This window comes from Clostridium sp. AM54-37XD (assembly GCF_003478225.1).
In the GTDB taxonomy this organism is placed as follows: Bacteria; Bacillota; Clostridia; order Lachnospirales; family Lachnospiraceae; genus Coprococcus; species Coprococcus ammoniilyticus.
Genome location: NZ_QUEV01000006.1, coordinates 52,629 through 70,535, shown reverse-complemented (window position 1 = coordinate 70,535; position 17,907 = coordinate 52,629). Strand labels below are relative to the sequence as shown.

Here is a 17,907-nt window from a genome sequence, read left to right as displayed (position 1 = left end):
ATGAAAAGTGATAATCAGTCATTTATAAGCGGATATGGATTAATTAGAATAGATATGAGGTGCGAAAAGAATGGATGTAAAGATATATACAGATGGTGCAGCGAGAGGAAATCCGGACGGACCGGGCGGATATGGTACGGTTATCCGGTTTATTGATGGAAAAGGAACGCTCCATGAACGGGAATTTTCACAGGGCTATAATAAGACTACAAATAACCGCATGGAGCTTATGGCAGCTATTGTTGGTTTAGAAGCATTGATAAAACCCTGTAATGTGGAATTATATTCAGATTCCCAGTATCTTGTAAAGGCATTTAATGAAGGCTGGATATGGGGCTGGATCAAGAAGGGCTGGAAACGTGGCAAGAATGAACCGGTAAAGAACCGGGATCTGTGGGAACGGTTGTTAAAAGCAAAAGAGCCGCATACAGTAACCTTTCACTGGGTAAAGGGACATGCAGGACATCCGATGAATGAACGATGTGATCAGCTTGCAACGACAGCGGCAGACGGAGATAACAAAATAGACGACGAAGGTGTGATAACGAATGAATAAACACGAATTTAGACAACTGTTCAATGAGAAAATACTGATCTTAGATGGAGCAACCGGAACAAATCTGATGAATGCAGGCATGCCACTTGGTGTATGTCCGGAAAAATACATACTGGAGCACAAAGAAGTTATGCTGGAACTTCAGACGTCGTATCTGAATGCAGGCACAGATATCTTATATGCTCCGACATTTACCTGTAATCGTTTAAAACTTCGTGAATATGGATTGGAAACTGATCTCTATCAGATGAATATGGATCTGGTAGCTCTGTCAAAGCAGGCCGTTGCCGAGTGCGGGCATGGTTATGTCGCAGGTGATCTTACCATGACAGGTGAGATGCTGTATCCGATGGGAAAACTTCAGTTTGAAGAGCTGGTTGATATCTATAAAGAACAGATCAAAGTTCTTGTTGAGGCAGGCTGTGATCTTCTTGTTGTAGAAACAATGATGAGCCTTGCCGAAACCAGAGCTGCTGTGATCGCTGCAAATGAGATCTGTGATCTCCCTATCATGGCGAGCCTTACATTTAACGAGGACGGAAGAACCTTGTATGGAACGGATCCGGTAACCGCGGTCAATGTATTACAGAATCTTGGCGTGGATGCAATAGGTGTAAACTGTTCCACAGGACCGGACAAGATGACAGAGCTTGTGGCTGCCATGAAAGAGGTAGCATTTGTCCCCGTATTTGCGAAGCCGAATGCCGGTATGCCTGAACTTGTGGATGGTAAAAGTGTATATGCCATGACACCGGAAACCTTTGCAGAAGATATGAAGATGATCATAGAAGCAGGAGCCGGTATGGTCGGCGGCTGCTGCGGAACAACTCCTGCCCATATCAAAGCACTTTCCGATATGGCAAAGACAATGGATATTCCTGAGATATCAGACAAGAAAGAACGTTTGCTATCATCAGAACGCATGACAAGACAGATCAACTTAGATGGTTCTTTTATGGTAGTTGGAGAACGAATCAATCCAACCGGTAAGAAGAAACTGCAGGCGGAGCTTCGGGAAGGAGTTCTCGATACTGTTATGACGATGGCAGAAGAACAGATGGAAAAGGGGGCATCAATTCTTGATATCAATGTCGGCATGAATGGTATTGATGAGAAAGAAATGATGGTAAGGGTTGTATATGAGGTGTCACAGGCAGTGAATCTTCCGTTATGTATTGATTCCAGTAACCCTGCTGTTATCGAAGCGGCACTTCGTATCTATCCGGGACGTGCACTTGTGAATTCTGTATCTCTGGAAAAGGTAAAAATGCAGGAGATCCTTCCGTTGGTCAGAAAATATGGTGCGATGTTCATTCTGCTTCCGCTTTCTGATGAGGGACTTCCAAAGGACAGTGATGAAAAAGAAAGTATTATACATACAGTTCTGGATGCTGCTTATAAGATGGGCTTTCAGAAAGAGGATGTTGTGGTCGATGGTCTGGTTGCAACAGTCGGAGCAGAGAAAGCTGCTGCTGTCAACTGCCTGAAAACAATCCGTTATTGTCATGATATGGGGCTTGCTACGATATGCGGACTTTCGAATATCTCATTTGGATTGCCGGAGCGTATGTTTGTAAATGCAGCTTTTCTTACGATGGCGATCCAGAATGGTCTTACGATGGCAATTGCAAATCCGTCACAGACCATGCTTATGAATATGGCATATGCATCGGATATGCTTCTTAACAAAGACGAAGGAGATATCCGGTATATCCAGAATGTAAAACCTCTCGGGATCACAACGGCTGCACCTGTACAGAATGGAGGCAGTCAGGAGGATGAAAAAGAAAAAAGTGTTATCTACACAGATGTTGTAAAAGGAAATAAAAGAAATATTACAGAAGATGTCAAAAAAGAACTGGAACAGGGGATAGATCCGCAGAAGATTATTGATGATGAGCTGATTCCGGCAATTAACCGTGTTGGAAAATTATTTGAACAGAAAAAATACTTTCTGCCACAGTTAATCGCCAGCGCAGAGACGATGGAGCTTGCGATCAATCATATCACACCACTTATCGTACGGGAGGATGATGGAAAGTCAATGCCTGCGATCGTGGTTGCTACCGTAGAGGGAGATATCCATGATATCGGAAAGAATCTGGTTGTCTTGATGCTTCGAAACTACGGATTCCCGGTTATCGATCTTGGAAAGGATGTACCTGCGGATGTGATCGTTGATGCAGCCATAGAAAATGATGCCAAGGTCATCGGACTTTCGGCACTGATGACAACAACTATGATGAAAATGGTGGATGTCGTGGAACTGGTAAAAGCAAAAAATCTGGATATTAAGGTCGTTATCGGTGGAGCTGTTATCACAGAGAGCTTTGCTGAGGAGATTCATGCAGATGGTTATTCAGAGGATGCGGCAGAATGTGTTCAGGTTGTAAAAAGATTGCTTGGTATTGAGTAATTCTTCGTTGACAATAATTGACAAGATAACTATAATAAAACAAGGATTTGTGCTGTATTGATTATACAGCCGTTTCATAGGTTTGAAAGGTGGTACTTATTGATGGATAATATAGTTTTGTCACTTCTTGTAGATAATACATCAGGTGTACTGAGCAGAGTTTCAGGTTTATTCAGCCGCAGAGGTTATAATATCGACAGCGTTACGGTAGGTGTTACGGAGAATCCTGCATATTCCAGAATGACTGTAGCAGTAAGCGGAGATAATGCAAGTCTGAGCCAGATCAAGAAACAGTTGAATAAGCTCGAGGATGTCGTAGAGATCGTTGAACTGGAGCCGGGCAAATCAGTATGCAGAGAGCTTGTACTCGTAAAGGTGAGAAGTGATAAGGATACCCGTCAGGATATCATGTCCATTGCAAATATATTCCGAGCAAACATCGTTGATGTTTCAAAAGGTTCCATGATCATTGAGCTAACAGGTGCAACCTCGAAGTGTGAAGCATTTCTCGGACTGTTAGATGGATTTGAGATCATTGAACTGGTTCGTACTGGTCTGACAGGACTGGTGAGAGGTCAGCGTCAGGATTAATCATGCGCACCTTAGTTAACTATTGATAGATTGATTGCAATTATGCAGTTAATTATTATAAAGAAGTCATTTATATCAGGAGGACAAAATAATGGCAGAAGCAAAAATTTATTATCAGGAAGACTGTAATTTATCATTACTGGACGGACAGACAATCGCTATTATCGGTTATGGTTCACAGGGACATGCACATGCCCTTAACTTAAAGGAATCAGGCTGTAACGTAATTATCGGTCTTTATGAAGGAAGCAAGTCTTGGGCAAAGGCTGAAGCACAGGGATTTGAAGTATATACAGCTGCAGAAGCTGCTAAGAAAGCAGACATTATCATGATTCTTATTAATGATGAGTTACAGGCTGATATGTACAAGAACGATATCGAGCCAAACCTTGAAGAAGGCAATATGTTAATGTTTGCTCATGGTTTCAATATCCACTTCGGAACAATTGTTCCACCTAAGAATGTTGATGTAACCATGATCGCTCCTAAGGCACCTGGTCACACAGTACGTTCTGAGTATCAGGCAGGAAAGGGTACACCTTGTCTTGTAGCTGTAGAGCAGGATTACACAGGAAAGGCTCTTGACAGAGCATTAGCTTATGCACTTGGTATCGGCGGAGCTCGTGCTGGCGTTCTTGAGACAACATTCAGAACAGAGACAGAGACAGACCTCTTTGGTGAGCAGGCAGTTCTTTGCGGTGGTGTATGTGCACTTATGCAGGCTGGTTTCGAGACACTTTGCGAAGCCGGTTACGATCCAAGAAATGCATACTTTGAGTGTATTCATGAGATGAAGCTGATCGTAGATCTGATCTACCAGTCAGGCTTCAAGGGAATGAGATATTCTATCTCAAATACTGCTGAGTATGGTGATTATGTAACAGGTCCTAAGATCATTACAGAAGATACAAAGAAGGCTATGAAGAAAGTTCTTTCTGATATTCAGGATGGTACATTTGCTAAGGAATTCTTACTTGATATGTCACCTGCAGGACGTCAGGTTCACTTTAAGGCTATGAGAAAGAAAGCTGCTGAGCATCCATCAGAGATCGTTGGCGAGAGCATCAGAAAGCTGTACAGCTGGAATGGTGAAGACAAGCTCATCAACAACTAATCTGAAGTAGATATATTTTATTTTATATAATAACAGGAGCAGATTTTATGTTTTCGGACGTAAGATCTGCTTTTGTTGTATCCAAAAATGTTTTGTGCTATACTGTTAGCAAAAATGTGAACAGGGTGGTTGGTTTTATGTTTAATCAGTTAACAGAATCTGACATCAAGAAAATGGAAGAAGAAATCGAATATAGAAAAGTAGTAGTTCGAAAAGAAAAGCTGGAAGCTGTAAAGGAAGCAAGAGCACAGGGTGACCTGAGTGAGAATTTCGAGTATTATGCAGCGAAGAAGGATAAGAATGCGAATGAAAAAAGAATCCGTTATCTGGATCGTATGGTAAGAACTGCTGAGATCATAAAAGATGAGTCAGCGGATGATGAAGTAGGTTTGAATAATACTGTTCGTGTTTATTTTGAAGAAGATGATGAAGAAGATACTTATCGTATCGTAACGACAGTCCGCGAAGATGTATTAAATGGTATTATCAGCAATATATCTCCGATGGGGAAAGCATTGCTTGGTCATAAAGTCGGTGACCGTGTAGAGGTTGTTCCGGGAAAGGGCGATCCTTTCCATATTGTGATACGGGAGATTGTTAAGACAACCGATGAATCCCAGGATCATATTCGATAGAAGATAAAAATATACGGACAGGATGAAGAAGGTGACAGTCAGATGACATGTTTGGAAGCACAATCAAAGATCATGGCATTCATAGAGAACAAACTCCCGGACGATGAATTGAAGGAGTTTATTAAGCATGTCAAAAATTGTGAAAACTGTTCGGAAGAATTGGAAATCTACTATACCTTGATCGTTGGTATGAAAGAATTGGACAATGAAGAAAATCTTTCTACGAACTTCAAAAAGGAACTGGATGATAAGCTGGATGAAGAAATGACACGTATGACAGCCGTTAAACGAATTGCAACCTCTACAATCGTTCTGGTTCTGGCTGCAATTGTGATCGGACTTGTATGGGTATATAGTGGAGTTCTGGAAAAAGTATATCATTATGAGCAGAATGCCAAACAGAAATCGCAGACAGAATATTATTATAGTGATACTTTTGGAGAAAAGCTGTTTTTTGACAATAAATATATGATCGAATATCTGGAGAAAATTTTATATAAAAAGGATGATCTTCCCGGAACCAGTGATAAAAACGTACAGTTTATGGATAAAATAAAGAGATATAACCAGACACACAAAAACTATCTGGAAGTCGCCGAAGAAACGGCAGAGAAGGACGATTTGGAAAATGAAGAAAATATTATTAATTGATGGACACAGTATATTAAACCGTGCATTCTATGGTCTGCCGGATCTCACAAACTATGAAGGACTGCATACAAATGCAGTTCTTGGTTTTCTTAATATTATATTTAAGATCATGGACGAGGAAAAGCCGGATCATATGTGTGTAGCATTTGACGTGCATGAACCGACATTCCGTCATCTGAAATACAGCGCATATAAAGGAACCAGAAAGCCGATGCCGGAGGAACTTCGTGAACAAGTTCCACTTATGAAAGAAGTGCTTACAGCTATGCATGTCACGATTGTGGAAAAAGGCGGTTATGAGGCAGATGATATCATTGGTACGATATCAAGGATGGCAGAACGAAATGGCTATGCAACTGTGATTGTATCGGGTGACAGAGATCTTCTGCAGCTTGCAACAGATACGATCCTTGTGCGGATCCCAAAAACAAAAGCAAGCGGCACAACGATAGAAAATTATTATGCAAAGGATGTTGTTGAGGCATATGGTGTTACACCGGTTCAGTTTATAGATATGAAGGGGCTTATGGGCGATACCTCTGATAATATTCCCGGAGTTCCGGGAATCGGAGAAAAGACAGCGGCAAAGCTGATGATTGAATACGGAAGCATGGAGAATATTCTGGATCATCTGGATACGGTAAAGCCTCCGCGTGTTCAGAAGAATCTGACCGAGAACATGGATCTTGCAGTTATGTCAAAGGATCTTGCAACGATCAAATTGGACTGCGAGCTGGATGTTTCTCTGGATGAAATGACGATCGAATCATTATTCAATGATGATTCATATAAGATTTTTAAAAGATTAGGCTTTAACAGTCTGTTAAAAAAGTTTGGCACAGTGACAGAGACGGCGGAGATCAATCCGGTTATCACCTTGCTTGAAACAACGGAGCAGATAGATGGTTTTCTTGCCGATAAGATGAAAAATATAGATAAGATCGGTTTATATCCAATCTGGAAGGATGGAACCTTATTCGGGCTGTCTGCTGCCATATCTGATAAAGAGGTCTATATTTTGTCGAATCTGAATGGAATGGAGCATGACAGACTGACAGAGAATATAGTATCAGCCACCAGGAACGGTATGCAGATCGATATTCTGGATTTAAAGGATGCATTGTCAGTCTTTCCGTTTGATGAGAGTGATACAAAGGTGCATGATATCGGTGTAGCGGCATATCTCTTAAATCCGATGGAGGATGTATATTCCTATGATGCGGTCGCAAGGGATTATCTTGGTGCAACACTGCCGTCTGAAAAAGAACTGGTTGGAAAAGATGAACTGAATCTGTTCTCTTTTGCAAATGAAACCTTTCAGAAATTATTTGCATATAAGGCGTTGATCCCATATCTTGTAGGTGATCTTCTGATGGAACATCTGGAAAAACAGGAGATGTTTACCCTCTATAATGAGATCGAGATGCCAACGGTATATACACTTTATGATATGGAGCACCGGGGAATCAGGGTTGACCGAAAAGCTTTGGATGATTACAGCGTAAAGCTGCAGAGCAGGATCGACGACCTGCATACTGATATCATCGGTTATGCAGGAAAAGAGTTTAATATCAATTCGCCAAAACAGTTAGGTGTTATTTTATTTGAAGATATGGGACTTTCCGGTGGCAAGAAGACCAAGACCGGATACAGCACCAGCGTTGATGTGCTGGAAAAGATAAAGAATGACCATCCAATCATACCTGCGATACTGGAATATCGTCAGCTTACAAAGCTGAATTCCACTTATGCGCAGGGATTGACGGCATATATATCAGAAGATGGCAGGATTCACGGAACCTTTAACCAGACGATCACAGCGACCGGTCGTATCAGTTCGACTGATCCGAACCTCCAGAATATTCCTATGAAACTGGAACTTGGCAGACTGATTCGAAAGGCATTTATTCCGGAGGATGGATATGTATTTGTAGATGCTGATTATTCTCAGATTGAACTTCGTGTACTTGCTCATTTGTCCGGAGATCAGGTTATGCAGAATGCCTTTCTGAATCATGTAGATATCCATGCAACGACAGCTTCTGAGGTGTTCGATGTTCCGATCGATCAGGTAACATCCTTGCAGAGAAGAAATGCAAAGGCAGTTAACTTCGGTATTGTTTATGGGATCAGTGCATTTGGTTTGTCGGAGGATCTTGGAATATCCAGAAAAGAAGCGGCTGATTATATTGAGAAATATTTTGCAACCTATAAGAATATAAAGTCATTCCTTGACCGTCAGGTGGAAGAAGCAAAAGCAGATGGTGTTGTGCGGACGATGTTCGGTCGTATCCGTCCTGTACCGGAGCTTCGGTCTTCAAACTTCATGACCAGAAGCTTTGGTGAACGTGTTGCAATGAATTCGCCGATTCAGGGAACAGCGGCAGATATTATTAAGATTGCTATGTTCCGTGTGAATATGGAACTGAAAAAACGAGGACTGAAATCCCGCCTGATCTTACAGATCCATGATGAACTTCTGGTAGAGACTGCAAAGGATGAGATTGACATTGTAAAAGAGATCATGGAAAAGGAAATGATGGGTGCAGCCGACATGGCAGTACCGCTTGAGATCGGTATCAGTGAAGGAGATAACTGGTATGATGCGAAATAAAGATGAGATGCTGATCCTTGGACTAACAGGAGGCATTGGTTGCGGAAAGACAGCAGTTCTTACGATATTAAAGGAAGAATATGATGCATATATAATAGAAGCAGACCGTCTGGCACATGAGTTGATGGAGCCCGGAAAAACGGTTTATCAGGGAATTGTGGATGCATTTGGTATGGAGGTTTTGATGGATACTGATATAGATATATCTGCACCTGCTGAAGGGGACGCAGTGACAGACAACGGTCAATCAACGGTTAACCGCTCGATTGATAGAAAGAAGCTTGGAGATATCGTATTCCACGATAAAGATAAGCTGGCTTTGCTGAACAGTATCTCACATCCGTTAGTGAAAGAAGAAATCCTGCGCCGGATTGAGGAACAGAAGGATGCCGGAAAAAAGCTGTTCGTGATTGAAGCTGCTTTGCTGATTCAGGATGGATATAAGAGTATCTGTGATAAGATGTGCTATGTCTATGCAGACTTGGATGTCCGGATATCCAGACTCTGCGAATATCGTGGCTTTACCAAAGAACGAGCGCAGGCGGTTATCGATTCACAGGAGTCGGAAGCTTTTTATCTGGAAGCCTGCGATTATAAGATTGATAATTCCGGGTCGATTGAAAATACGAAAAAAGACTTGAAGCACATATTAGATGAATGTAGAATATAATGTGTTGTCTGACACATAAAGATTCAAGCAGATAACTGTATAAATAAATTATGTTATATACGACAGGCGTTGTGCCGGTCAGAACAAAATATATAAAGTGAGGATATTTAATATGAAGGTTTTAGTTATTAACTGTGGCAGTTCATCATTGAAGTATCAGTTGATCGATTCTGATACAGAAGAACTTCTTGCAAAGGGCTTATGTGAACGTATCGCTGTAGATGGAAGACTTACCCATACAACGACAGGAAAAGAGAAATATACAAAGGATCTTCCTATGCCGGATCATAATGCAGCAGTCAGTTATGTATTAGAAGCATTAACAGATAAAGAGACAGGTGCGATCACTGATCTGTCCGAGATCGATGCGGTAGGTCACAGAATCGTACATGGTGGTGAGAAATTTGCCAAGTCTGTTGTGATTACAGATGAAGTAATTGCTGCGATTGAAGAATGTAACGATCTTGCGCCATTACATAATCCGGCAAACCTGATCGGGATTCGTGCATGCCAGAAGCTGATGCCGGGTGTTCCGAATGTCGGTGTATTTGATACAGCGTTTCATCAGACAATGCCGGATAAAGCATATATCTATGGTATTCCTTATGAATATTATACAGACTATAAGATTAGAAGATATGGTTTCCACGGCACAAGCCACAGCTTTGTATCAAAGAGAACAGCAGAGCTTCTTGGAAAAAATATCGAAGATACAAAGATCATCGTATGTCATCTTGGCAATGGTTCCAGTATTACAGCGGTTAAGGGTGGAAAATCAGTAGATACAACCATGGGTCTGACACCGCTTGCAGGTGTGATCATGGGAACAAGATCCGGTGATATCGATCCTGCCATTATCGAATTCCTTGCAAACAAGACAGGAAAGAATATCGAAGAGATCAATACGATCTTAAATAAAAAGTCCGGTGTTTATGGTCTCTCCGGTGGATTCAGTGATTTCAGAGATCTCGGCAAGGGTATGGAAGAAGGAAATGACAGATGTCGTCTTGCACTTGATGTATTTGCATATGGTGTCAAGAAGTATATCGGTGCATATGCCGCAGCAATGGGTGGAGTAGATGCGATTGCATTTACAGCCGGTATCGGTGAGAATAATCCATATGTCAGAAACCTTGCAATGTCAGATATGGAATACATGGGTATCACGATCGATCAGGAAGCAAACAAGGTTATGGGAGATGAAAAGCTGATCTCCACACCGGATTCCAAGGTAAAGGTATTTGTAGTTCCTACAAATGAGGAGCTTGCGATTGCCAGAGAGACTGTTGCTTTAGTGTAACGAAAAAGAAAATATGGCAAAAAATATGTGATTTTATCGTTGACAAAGAGTATTCAAATATGTATAATAACCAATGTGCGATTTTTAGGAGATATTATGTTAATTGATTTATCAGAGATTTTATCGACAGAAGGACAGGTAAAAGACTACGATGTTATATCTGAATTGAAGGAATTTTCTTTCAACGGAAATGTATATGTAGTCGATAATGTAAAGGATTTTCATCTTACCGCCAGAAATGAAGGTAAGAGAAAAGCAAGTCTTAAGGGCGGCTGTGTTGTCACACTTAAGATGCTATGTGACCGTTGTCTGGATGAAATTACAGAGGATTTTGAAGTGGACATAGACGAGATGATCGATATGGCTATCTTTGAAACAGATAAAGTTGATGAGATCGAGGAATTAGATTATCTGGAAGATCACATTATTAATATGGACATGCTTTTACAGAAGGAACTAATGACTTTAGTCCCGATGCAGATATTATGCAAAGATGATTGCAAAGGTCTGTGCAAAGTGTGTGGAGCAAATCTGAATCATGAAACATGTGATTGTGATGATTTTGTTCCGGATCCAAGATTATCAGTTTTTGCAAACATCTTGAAAGGTTGAGGAGGTGTGATTAATGTCAATTTGTCCAAAGAATAAGAGTTCAAAGGCCAGAAGAGATAAGCGTAGAGCTAACTGGAAGATGACTGCTCCTGCATTAGTAAAGTGCAGTAAGTGTGGCGAATTAATGGTTCCACATAGAGTATGTAAGAATTGTGGTTCATACAACAAGAAAGAGATTATCTCAGTAGGTGAGTAATTATAAATAGAGCTTTCCGAGCGATCGGAAGGCTTTATTTTTTTGCACCGATATCCCCTGTTGACTTTAAGAAAGGCAAAATATATAATAGCTTTGTGCATTTATACGGTCAGAGCAGAGTCCTATTCTGACAAACCCTGGGGTTGGTCTGCGTAGGAGTCTGGACTCCGATTCGTATAATAAGAAATATGGAAATGCCGGAATAGTTCCGGTATAGAAAGGAAGCAGGAATAAGATGAGCGAAGTAACAAGAGTAGTCGTAGATGCCATGGGTGGAGATTATGCACCGGAGTGGATCATAAGAGGTGCAGTAGAAGCGATCAATGAAGGCGCAAAGGCACAGATAATACTGACCGGTAAAGAAGATGTAATAAAGAAGGAACTTGCAAAATATACTTACGATCAGTCAAAGATCGAGGCTGTAAATGCAACAGAGGAGATCACCTGTCATGAAGCCCCGGTACAGGCTGTCAGAAGCAAGAAGGATTCTTCACTGGTGGTTGGCCTGAATATGGTAAAGAACGGAGAAGCTGATGCGATTATTTCAGCCGGAAGCTCAGGTGCGATCCTTGCAGGTGGACAGTTGGTAGTCGGACGTTCCAAAGGTGTAAAGCGTTCACCACTTGCGCCATTACTTCCTACATCAAAGGGTTATTCCCTTCTGATCGATTGTGGAGCGAATGTCGATGCGAGACCGGAGCATCTGCTACAGTTTGCCAAGATGGGTTCTATCTATATGGAGAATATCGAGCATGTAAAGAATCCAAGAGTTGCAATCGTAAATATCGGCGATGAAGAAGAAAAGGGAAATGCTCTTGTAAAAGAGACATATCCATTATTAAAAGAATGTAAGGACATTAATTTTGTTGGAAGTATCGAGGCAAGAGAGATTCCAAATGGTGCAGCAGATGTCATTGTCTGTGAAGCATTTGTCGGAAATGTTATCTTAAAGTTGTATGAAGGTCTTGCAAAGATGCTTTTAGGTGAGATCAAGAATACGATTATGTCTTCATTTAAAACCAAGATCGGAGGACTTCTGATCAAGAGTTCATTGAATGGCTTGAAGGAACGTTTTAATGCGAAGAACAAAGGTGGTGCACCGTTGCTTGGCTTAAAGGGCCTTGTTGTAAAGATCCACGGTAATTCTCATAACGAAGAGGTTAAGAGCGCTATTTTCCAGTGTATTAATTTCAAGGAAAATGGTGTAAATGAAAAAATTGCCGAGAATATTGGAAAAGAAGTGGCGAAGTAATTATGAACACAGAACGATTTCATAATATAGAAGATATCATTGGGTATACCTTTCATGATCTGGAACTGCTTGTAACAGCGTTAACACATAAGCCTATGCAAATGAGCGGAAGATCAATAAAGTAGAATCCTATGAACGATCGGAATTCCTTGGGGATGCAATCCTGGAATTCGTTGTAAGTGAATATCTTTATAAAAATTATCCGGATACCCGGAAGGAAAATTAACAAAGCTCCGAGCAAGTCTGGTATGTGAATTTACCTTGTCTCAGATATCCAAGGAACTAAAGTTTGGACATTATGTTCTGTTAAGCAGGGGAGAAGATCTGACCGGAGGGAGAAATCGGAACTCGATCATGTGTGATCTGTTTGAGGCAGTTCTCGGTGCAATCTATCTGGATGGCGGCTTAGATGAGGCAAAGAAATTTGTCCACCGTTTTTTACTTGATGATGTTGAGACACATTCACTGTTTTATGATGCCAAGTCAACCTTGCAGGAGCTTGCGCAGAAAGAAGAAAAAACCCTTACTTATGCCTTGTTAGAGGAGAAGGGGCCGGATCATAATAAATCTTATGTATCCGAGGTGTGCATTAACGGGGAGCATGTTGCAACAGGTGAAGGAGCATCCAGAAAGGCTTCGGAGCAGACGGCAGCATATAATGCACTGTTACAAATAAAGAAAAAGCAGGGTTAATATATGTATTTAAAAAGTATTGAAGTAAACGGCTTCAAATCATTTGCAAATAAAATCGTATTCAAATTCAATCATGGAATAACCTGTATCGTTGGACCGAATGGTTCGGGAAAGAGTAACGTAGCGGATGCTGTCCGCTGGGTACTTGGTGAACAGAGTGCAAAGAGTCTCCGAGGCTCTAAGATGGAGGATGTAATCTTCTCCGGTACACAGCTTCGTAAGCCACAGGGTTCTGCTTATGTAGCGATCACGTTAGATAACAGTGATCATCATCTGCCGATTGATTATAATGAAGTAACGGTTGCCAGACGTGTGTATCGTTCGGGAGAAAGTGAATATCTTATTAATGGCACAGTCAGTCGTTTAAAGGATGTAAATTCGCTGTTCTTTGATACCGGTATCGGTAAAGAGGGATATTCCATTATCGGACAGGGTCAGATTGAGAAGATCTTAAATGGTAAACCGGAGGAACGACGGGAACTGTTCGATGAAGCGGCAGGAATCGTAAAATTTAAAAAGAACAAAGCGGCAGCCGAGAAATCATTAGAAGCAGAGCGTGACAATCTAAGTCGTGTCAATGATATTTTATATGAGTTGGAAAAGCAGGTCGGTCCATTACAGAAGCAGTCAGAAACAGCGAGAAAATATCTGTTGTTTAAGGACGAACTGAAGAAACTGGATATCAATGCTTTTTTCCTTGAAATGGAGCATTTAAAAGAGATTCTTGATAAAGATACAGAGAATCGGGAAATCTTAAATAATGATCTCACGCAGAATAAAGAAGAACTGGAGCATACAAAGGAAGAATATGAGCGTATCGAGCAGGCGTTAGAGGAGATCAATCAGGCAATCGATGCATCCAAGAATCAGGTGCATGAGCTCCGGTTAAAAAATGAACGTTTGGAAGGTGAGATCAACGTTATCAACCAGCAGATCTTGAACTCCCGACAGAATGATAAGAATATACAGGAACAGATCGACAGGATCAGCCGTCAGCGGGAAACTGATCGGAAAGAGATGGAGAATTATCAAGGACAAAAGGATGCCCTTGGAGATCAGGTTTCAACCATTTCCGGTTCTCTGGATACTGCAAAAGGAGAAAGCAGCCGCTTGGATGCCTATATCCATGAATGTCAGGATAAGATCGAAGAATGTAAATCCGACATCATCGAATATATCCATGAGAGTGGAAATCTTCAGGCGAAGGTCGGAAGATATGATGCGATGCTTGAGAACATCAACTTCCGTAAGACCCAGTTAAATCAGAGATATCTGCAATTTAAAAGTGATGATAATAACGACCGGAAGGAACATGATGAGTTACAGGCAAAGCTATCTGTATTGGATCAGAATGTATCCGGCATTATCAAGGAACTCGAAACTGCAGAAAAGGATCTGGAAGAAAATCAGAGCAGAAATAAAGTCAATCGTGAGCGGATACATAATACAAACGAAGAATTATCAGCGACCAGATCCAAGATGGAAGCACTCCGGAATATTACAGAACGCTATGATGGCTATGGCAACAGCATCCGTCGTGTTATGGAGCAGAAAAAGAACAATCCGGGCATTATTGGAGTTGTTGCTGATATAATCGATGTAGATAAGAAGTATGAGGTTGCTGTCGAGACGGCACTTGGCGGAAGCATTCAGAATATTGTTACGGAGGATGACAGCACGGCAAAGAAGATCATTCAGTTCTTAAAACAGAACAAATATGGTCGTGCAACTTTTCTTCCGTTAAATACGATCACAGACCGTGGACAGGTTCGAAATGAAGTTCTGTCAGAACAGGGGGTGATCGGTATCGCTTCTTCTCTGGTAAAGGCAGATGCAAAATTTGATCGACTCGTTAAGAATCTGCTTGGCAGGATCGTGGTTGTAGATAACATCGACCATGCACTTGCAGTTGCGAGAAAATACAATCAGTCTCTGAGACTGGTTACGATCGAAGGTGAACTGATCAATCCGGGCGGATCAATGACAGGTGGTGCTTTCCGTAATTCCAGTAATCTTCTTGGACGAAAGAGAGAATTGGATGAGATCAGGGAAAAGATCGATGAGTTAAATCTGATCGCAAAGGATGCAGCCGGACTGGATGAAGAATTAAAAACGTCAAGAGATGCACTCCGCGCGCAGATTGAGAGCTTAAACACAAGGCTTCAGCAGGCATATCTTGAGAAGAATACGTTGTCTTTAAATATGGAGCAGGTAGCATCCAAGCTTGCAGAGTCTGAGAAAGCATTTGCATCGATCCAGAAAGAAATCAATGAGTTGAACAGTCAGATAGCGGAGATTAATACAAATAAAGATCAGCTTGCTGATAATAATAAGAAGCATGAAGCTGCCAAGGTTCAGTGTGAAGAAATGATCAAGGAACTGGAAGCCAAGGCTATCGAAGCACAGAGCAAGCTTGCAGCGGCAAATACGAAGGTATCTGAATTACTGATCGAATATAACTCAGTAAAACAGAAGGATGACTTTATTCAGGAGAATATAAGACGTATCCGTCTGGATGATGAGAAATTACAGGAAGAACTGGCATCCTATATAACACAGGTACAGGCGACAGGCACAGATATCACGAAGTTAGAAGAACAGGCAGAGGCGATCCGTAAGACGATCGAGAAAGATTCCGATGAAGTATCTGATCAGGAAGAACAGCTTGCAGCATATCATAAAGAACGGGATGATATGACAGCCAGTCATAAAGAATTCTTTGCGATCCGGGAAGAATTATCCGAGAAGATCGCAGGTCTGGAAAAGGCAGTATTCAAGCTTGATTCAGCGATTGAGAAGAATACGGAGAAGTCGGATGAGCTGTCAAATTATATGTGGGCAGAATATGAATTGACATTAAATATGGCGGCAGAGTTCCGGGATGAGGAATTAAACGATCTTTCATCCTTAAAGAAAGAGATCACCGCAGTAAAAGCAAAGATCAAATCACTTGGTGATGTCAATGTCAATGCGATCGAGGACTATAAAGAAGTATCAGAACGATATGAGTTTTTAAAGGGACAGCATGATGATATCGTTCTTGCAGAGAAGAATCTGTTAGATGTGATCGAGAAATTGAATGTATCCATGCAGGAACAGTTCAATACGAAGTTCAAAGAGATCCAGGTTATGTTCGACAAGGTCTTTAAAGAGCTGTTCGGTGGTGGACGAGGTGCACTGGAACTGGTCGATGATACCAATCTTTTAGAGACCGGTATCCGTATCATTGCACAGCCGCCGGGAAAGAAATTACAGAACATGATGCAGCTTTCCGGTGGTGAAAAGTCACTGACAGCGATTGCACTGTTATTTGCGATCCAGAGTCTGAAACCATCACCATTCTGTTTGCTGGACGAGATCGAAGCAGCACTGGATGATTCAAATGTAAGACGATTTGCACAGTATCTGAACCGATTGACAAAGGACACACAGTTTATTGTCATTTCACATAGAAAGGGAACCATGGAAGCAGCCGATATCCTGTATGGTATTACGATGCAGGAAAAGGGTGTATCCACTCTGGTATCCGTAAATCTGATCGAGAACGATCTGGACAAATAAGGAGGTACAAGCTATGGCTGAGGAAAAAAAGGGATTTTTCAAACGATTAAAAGAAGGACTCAGTAAGACAAGAAATAGTATCGTAGACAGTTTTTCTTCCGTGTTCGGAGCATCCCATATTGATGATGATTTTTATGAAGAACTGGAAGAGACATTCATCATGGCTGATATGGGATATGAGACAACGGAAAAGGTGATCGAAAACCTGAAAGAACGTGTCAAGGAGGCCAGGATCAAAGAACCTGCGGCATGCAAGGAACTGATCATCAATATCATAAGAGATCAGATGATGGTGGATGAAAGTGCATATGATTTTGAAAAGAAAAAATCAGTTATACTTGTGATCGGTGTAAATGGTGTCGGTAAGACAACTACGATCGGTAAGCTGGCAGCCCAGTATAAGAAGAGCGGTAAAAAGGTTCTGATCGCAGCCGCTGATACATTCCGTGCAGCCGCGATCGATCAGTTAAAGACCTGGGCGGATCGTGCAGGTGTAGAGATGATCTCTCATAATGAGGGCGCAGATCCTGCGGCAGTTGTATACGATGCGGTATCTGCTGCAAAGGCAAGAAATACCGATATTTTATTGATCGATACAGCCGGAAGACTTCATAATAAAAAGAACCTGATGGATGAGCTGGCTAAGATGCGCCGCATCATTTCCAGAGATTATCCGGATGCAAATGTAGAATCCTTGATCGTGTTAGATGGAACGACCGGACAGAATGCATTAGAGCAGGCAAGACAGTTCAGCAATGTAACGGAGATTGATGGTATCGTGATCACAAAGCTAGACGGTACAGCCAAGGGTGGTATCGCGATTGCAATTCAGGCAGAATTGAATGTTCCGGTTAAATTTATCGGAATCGGTGAGAAGATTGACGACTTACAGCGTTTTGATCCGTCCGCATATGTGGAAGCACTGTTCTCAGGCTTTGACGAAGACCGAAGCGAGCTTGACATTCTTATGGATGAAGCTGATCTATAATTATGAAAATCGTGCAGTTTATTCTAGTAACTGTTAGAAAATAAAAAAGTAATGACAA

General features: G+C 41.5%; 17 protein-coding genes. All 17 read left to right on the top strand.

All coding sequences use genetic code 11. From position 1 onward, the window contains the following. Positions 1-70 precede the first annotated feature (70 nt). The 17 genes from rnhA to ftsY all read left to right on the top strand — a co-directional run bounded on the left by rnhA (position 71) and on the right by ftsY (position 17,849). Complete coding sequence (gene rnhA, locus DXA07_RS07065) at positions 71-556, top strand: ribonuclease HI (RefSeq protein WP_118484016.1); 486 nt, start codon at positions 71-73, stop codon at positions 554-556. Then, positions 549-2,972 carry a homocysteine S-methyltransferase family protein gene (locus tag DXA07_RS07060; RefSeq protein ID WP_118484014.1) on the top strand — a complete coding sequence of 808 codons (2,424 nt, stop codon included), beginning with the start codon at positions 549-551 and terminating at the stop codon, positions 2,970-2,972. The genes rnhA and DXA07_RS07060 overlap by 8 nt, the downstream gene beginning before the upstream one ends. A 102-nt stretch (positions 2,973-3,074) precedes the next feature. Next, positions 3,075-3,563, top strand: a complete 489-nt coding sequence (gene ilvN, locus DXA07_RS07055) for an acetolactate synthase small subunit (RefSeq protein WP_008400899.1) — start codon at positions 3,075-3,077, stop codon at positions 3,561-3,563. Between the two features lie 91 nt (positions 3,564-3,654). Beyond that, the gene (gene ilvC / locus DXA07_RS07050; protein WP_008400897.1) at positions 3,655-4,677 is read left to right on the top strand and encodes a ketol-acid reductoisomerase; all 1,023 of its coding nucleotides are present in this window, start codon (positions 3,655-3,657) and stop codon (positions 4,675-4,677) included. A 137-nt stretch (positions 4,678-4,814) separates the two neighbouring features. After that, positions 4,815-5,312 (top strand): transcription elongation factor GreA, encoded by a 498-nt coding sequence (greA, locus tag DXA07_RS07045; RefSeq protein WP_117807758.1) that lies wholly within the window; start codon positions 4,815-4,817, stop codon positions 5,310-5,312. A gap of 42 nt (positions 5,313-5,354) precedes the next feature. Further along, positions 5,355-5,963 (top strand): zf-HC2 domain-containing protein, encoded by a 609-nt coding sequence (locus DXA07_RS07040; protein ID WP_117784828.1) that lies wholly within the window; start codon positions 5,355-5,357, stop codon positions 5,961-5,963. Beyond that, the gene (gene polA, locus DXA07_RS07035; RefSeq protein WP_118484012.1) at positions 5,941-8,577 is read left to right on the top strand and encodes a DNA polymerase I; all 2,637 of its coding nucleotides are present in this window, start codon (positions 5,941-5,943) and stop codon (positions 8,575-8,577) included. Before DXA07_RS07040 ends, polA begins: the two co-directional genes overlap by 23 nt. Further along, the gene (gene coaE / locus DXA07_RS07030; protein ID WP_118484010.1) at positions 8,564-9,247 is read left to right on the top strand and encodes a dephospho-CoA kinase; all 684 of its coding nucleotides are present in this window, start codon (positions 8,564-8,566) and stop codon (positions 9,245-9,247) included. The genes polA and coaE overlap by 14 nt, the downstream gene beginning before the upstream one ends. A 112-nt stretch (positions 9,248-9,359) precedes the next feature. Then, positions 9,360-10,547, top strand: coding sequence for an acetate kinase (locus DXA07_RS07025; RefSeq protein WP_117807541.1), 1,188 nt, complete (start codon positions 9,360-9,362; stop codon positions 10,545-10,547). 96 nt (positions 10,548-10,643) lie between these two features. Next, the gene (locus DXA07_RS07020; RefSeq protein WP_021943906.1) at positions 10,644-11,159 is read left to right on the top strand and encodes a DUF177 domain-containing protein; all 516 of its coding nucleotides are present in this window, start codon (positions 10,644-10,646) and stop codon (positions 11,157-11,159) included. Positions 11,160-11,172: 13 nt separating this feature from the next. Beyond that, positions 11,173-11,355 carry a 50S ribosomal protein L32 gene (gene rpmF / locus DXA07_RS07015; protein WP_008400890.1) on the top strand — a complete coding sequence of 61 codons (183 nt, stop codon included), beginning with the start codon at positions 11,173-11,175 and terminating at the stop codon, positions 11,353-11,355. A gap of 235 nt (positions 11,356-11,590) precedes the next feature. Then, positions 11,591-12,607 carry a phosphate acyltransferase PlsX gene (gene plsX / locus DXA07_RS07010; protein ID WP_118484008.1) on the top strand — a complete coding sequence of 339 codons (1,017 nt, stop codon included), beginning with the start codon at positions 11,591-11,593 and terminating at the stop codon, positions 12,605-12,607. Between the two features lie 2 nt (positions 12,608-12,609). After that, complete coding sequence (locus DXA07_RS14050; RefSeq protein WP_347475326.1) at positions 12,610-12,732, top strand: hypothetical protein; 123 nt, start codon at positions 12,610-12,612, stop codon at positions 12,730-12,732. After that, positions 12,720-12,833 carry a ribonuclease III domain-containing protein gene (locus DXA07_RS14045; RefSeq protein ID WP_348980793.1) on the top strand — a complete coding sequence of 38 codons (114 nt, stop codon included), beginning with the start codon at positions 12,720-12,722 and terminating at the stop codon, positions 12,831-12,833. Before DXA07_RS14050 ends, DXA07_RS14045 begins: the two co-directional genes overlap by 13 nt. A gap of 35 nt (positions 12,834-12,868) precedes the next feature. Next, positions 12,869-13,300, top strand: a complete 432-nt coding sequence (locus tag DXA07_RS14040) for a putative dsRNA-binding protein (protein ID WP_348980784.1) — start codon at positions 12,869-12,871, stop codon at positions 13,298-13,300. Between the two features lie 3 nt (positions 13,301-13,303). Next, entirely contained in the window at positions 13,304-16,861 is a 3,558-nt protein-coding gene (gene smc / locus DXA07_RS07000; protein ID WP_117822622.1) for a chromosome segregation protein SMC, read from the top strand. Between the two features lie 13 nt (positions 16,862-16,874). Continuing rightward, entirely contained in the window at positions 16,875-17,849 is a 975-nt protein-coding gene (ftsY, locus tag DXA07_RS06995; RefSeq protein WP_021943902.1) for a signal recognition particle-docking protein FtsY, read from the top strand. The last annotated feature ends 58 nt before the right edge of the window (positions 17,850-17,907 follow it).

Excerpts from the sequence above, each read along its gene's own strand:
- rnhA (WP_118484016.1), top strand. The coding sequence starts at position 71 with ATGGATGTAAAGATATATACAGATGGTGCAGCGAGAGGAAATCCGGAC.
- DXA07_RS07060 (WP_118484014.1), top strand. The coding sequence starts at position 549 with ATGAATAAACACGAATTTAGACAACTGTTCAATGAGAAAATACTGATC.
- ilvN (WP_008400899.1), top strand. The coding sequence starts at position 3,075 with ATGGATAATATAGTTTTGTCACTTCTTGTAGATAATACATCAGGTGTA.
- ilvC (WP_008400897.1), top strand. The coding sequence starts at position 3,655 with ATGGCAGAAGCAAAAATTTATTATCAGGAAGACTGTAATTTATCATTA.
- greA (WP_117807758.1), top strand. The coding sequence starts at position 4,815 with ATGTTTAATCAGTTAACAGAATCTGACATCAAGAAAATGGAAGAAGAA.
- DXA07_RS07040 (WP_117784828.1), top strand. The coding sequence starts at position 5,355 with ATGACATGTTTGGAAGCACAATCAAAGATCATGGCATTCATAGAGAAC.
- polA (WP_118484012.1), top strand. The coding sequence starts at position 5,941 with ATGAAGAAAATATTATTAATTGATGGACACAGTATATTAAACCGTGCA.
- coaE (WP_118484010.1), top strand. The coding sequence starts at position 8,564 with ATGATGCGAAATAAAGATGAGATGCTGATCCTTGGACTAACAGGAGGC.
- DXA07_RS07025 (WP_117807541.1), top strand. The coding sequence starts at position 9,360 with ATGAAGGTTTTAGTTATTAACTGTGGCAGTTCATCATTGAAGTATCAG.
- DXA07_RS07020 (WP_021943906.1), top strand. The coding sequence starts at position 10,644 with ATGTTAATTGATTTATCAGAGATTTTATCGACAGAAGGACAGGTAAAA.
- rpmF (WP_008400890.1), top strand. The coding sequence starts at position 11,173 with ATGTCAATTTGTCCAAAGAATAAGAGTTCAAAGGCCAGAAGAGATAAG.
- plsX (WP_118484008.1), top strand. The coding sequence starts at position 11,591 with ATGAGCGAAGTAACAAGAGTAGTCGTAGATGCCATGGGTGGAGATTAT.
- DXA07_RS14050 (WP_347475326.1), top strand. The coding sequence starts at position 12,610 with ATGAACACAGAACGATTTCATAATATAGAAGATATCATTGGGTATACC.
- smc (WP_117822622.1), top strand. The coding sequence starts at position 13,304 with ATGTATTTAAAAAGTATTGAAGTAAACGGCTTCAAATCATTTGCAAAT.
- ftsY (WP_021943902.1), top strand. The coding sequence starts at position 16,875 with ATGGCTGAGGAAAAAAAGGGATTTTTCAAACGATTAAAAGAAGGACTC.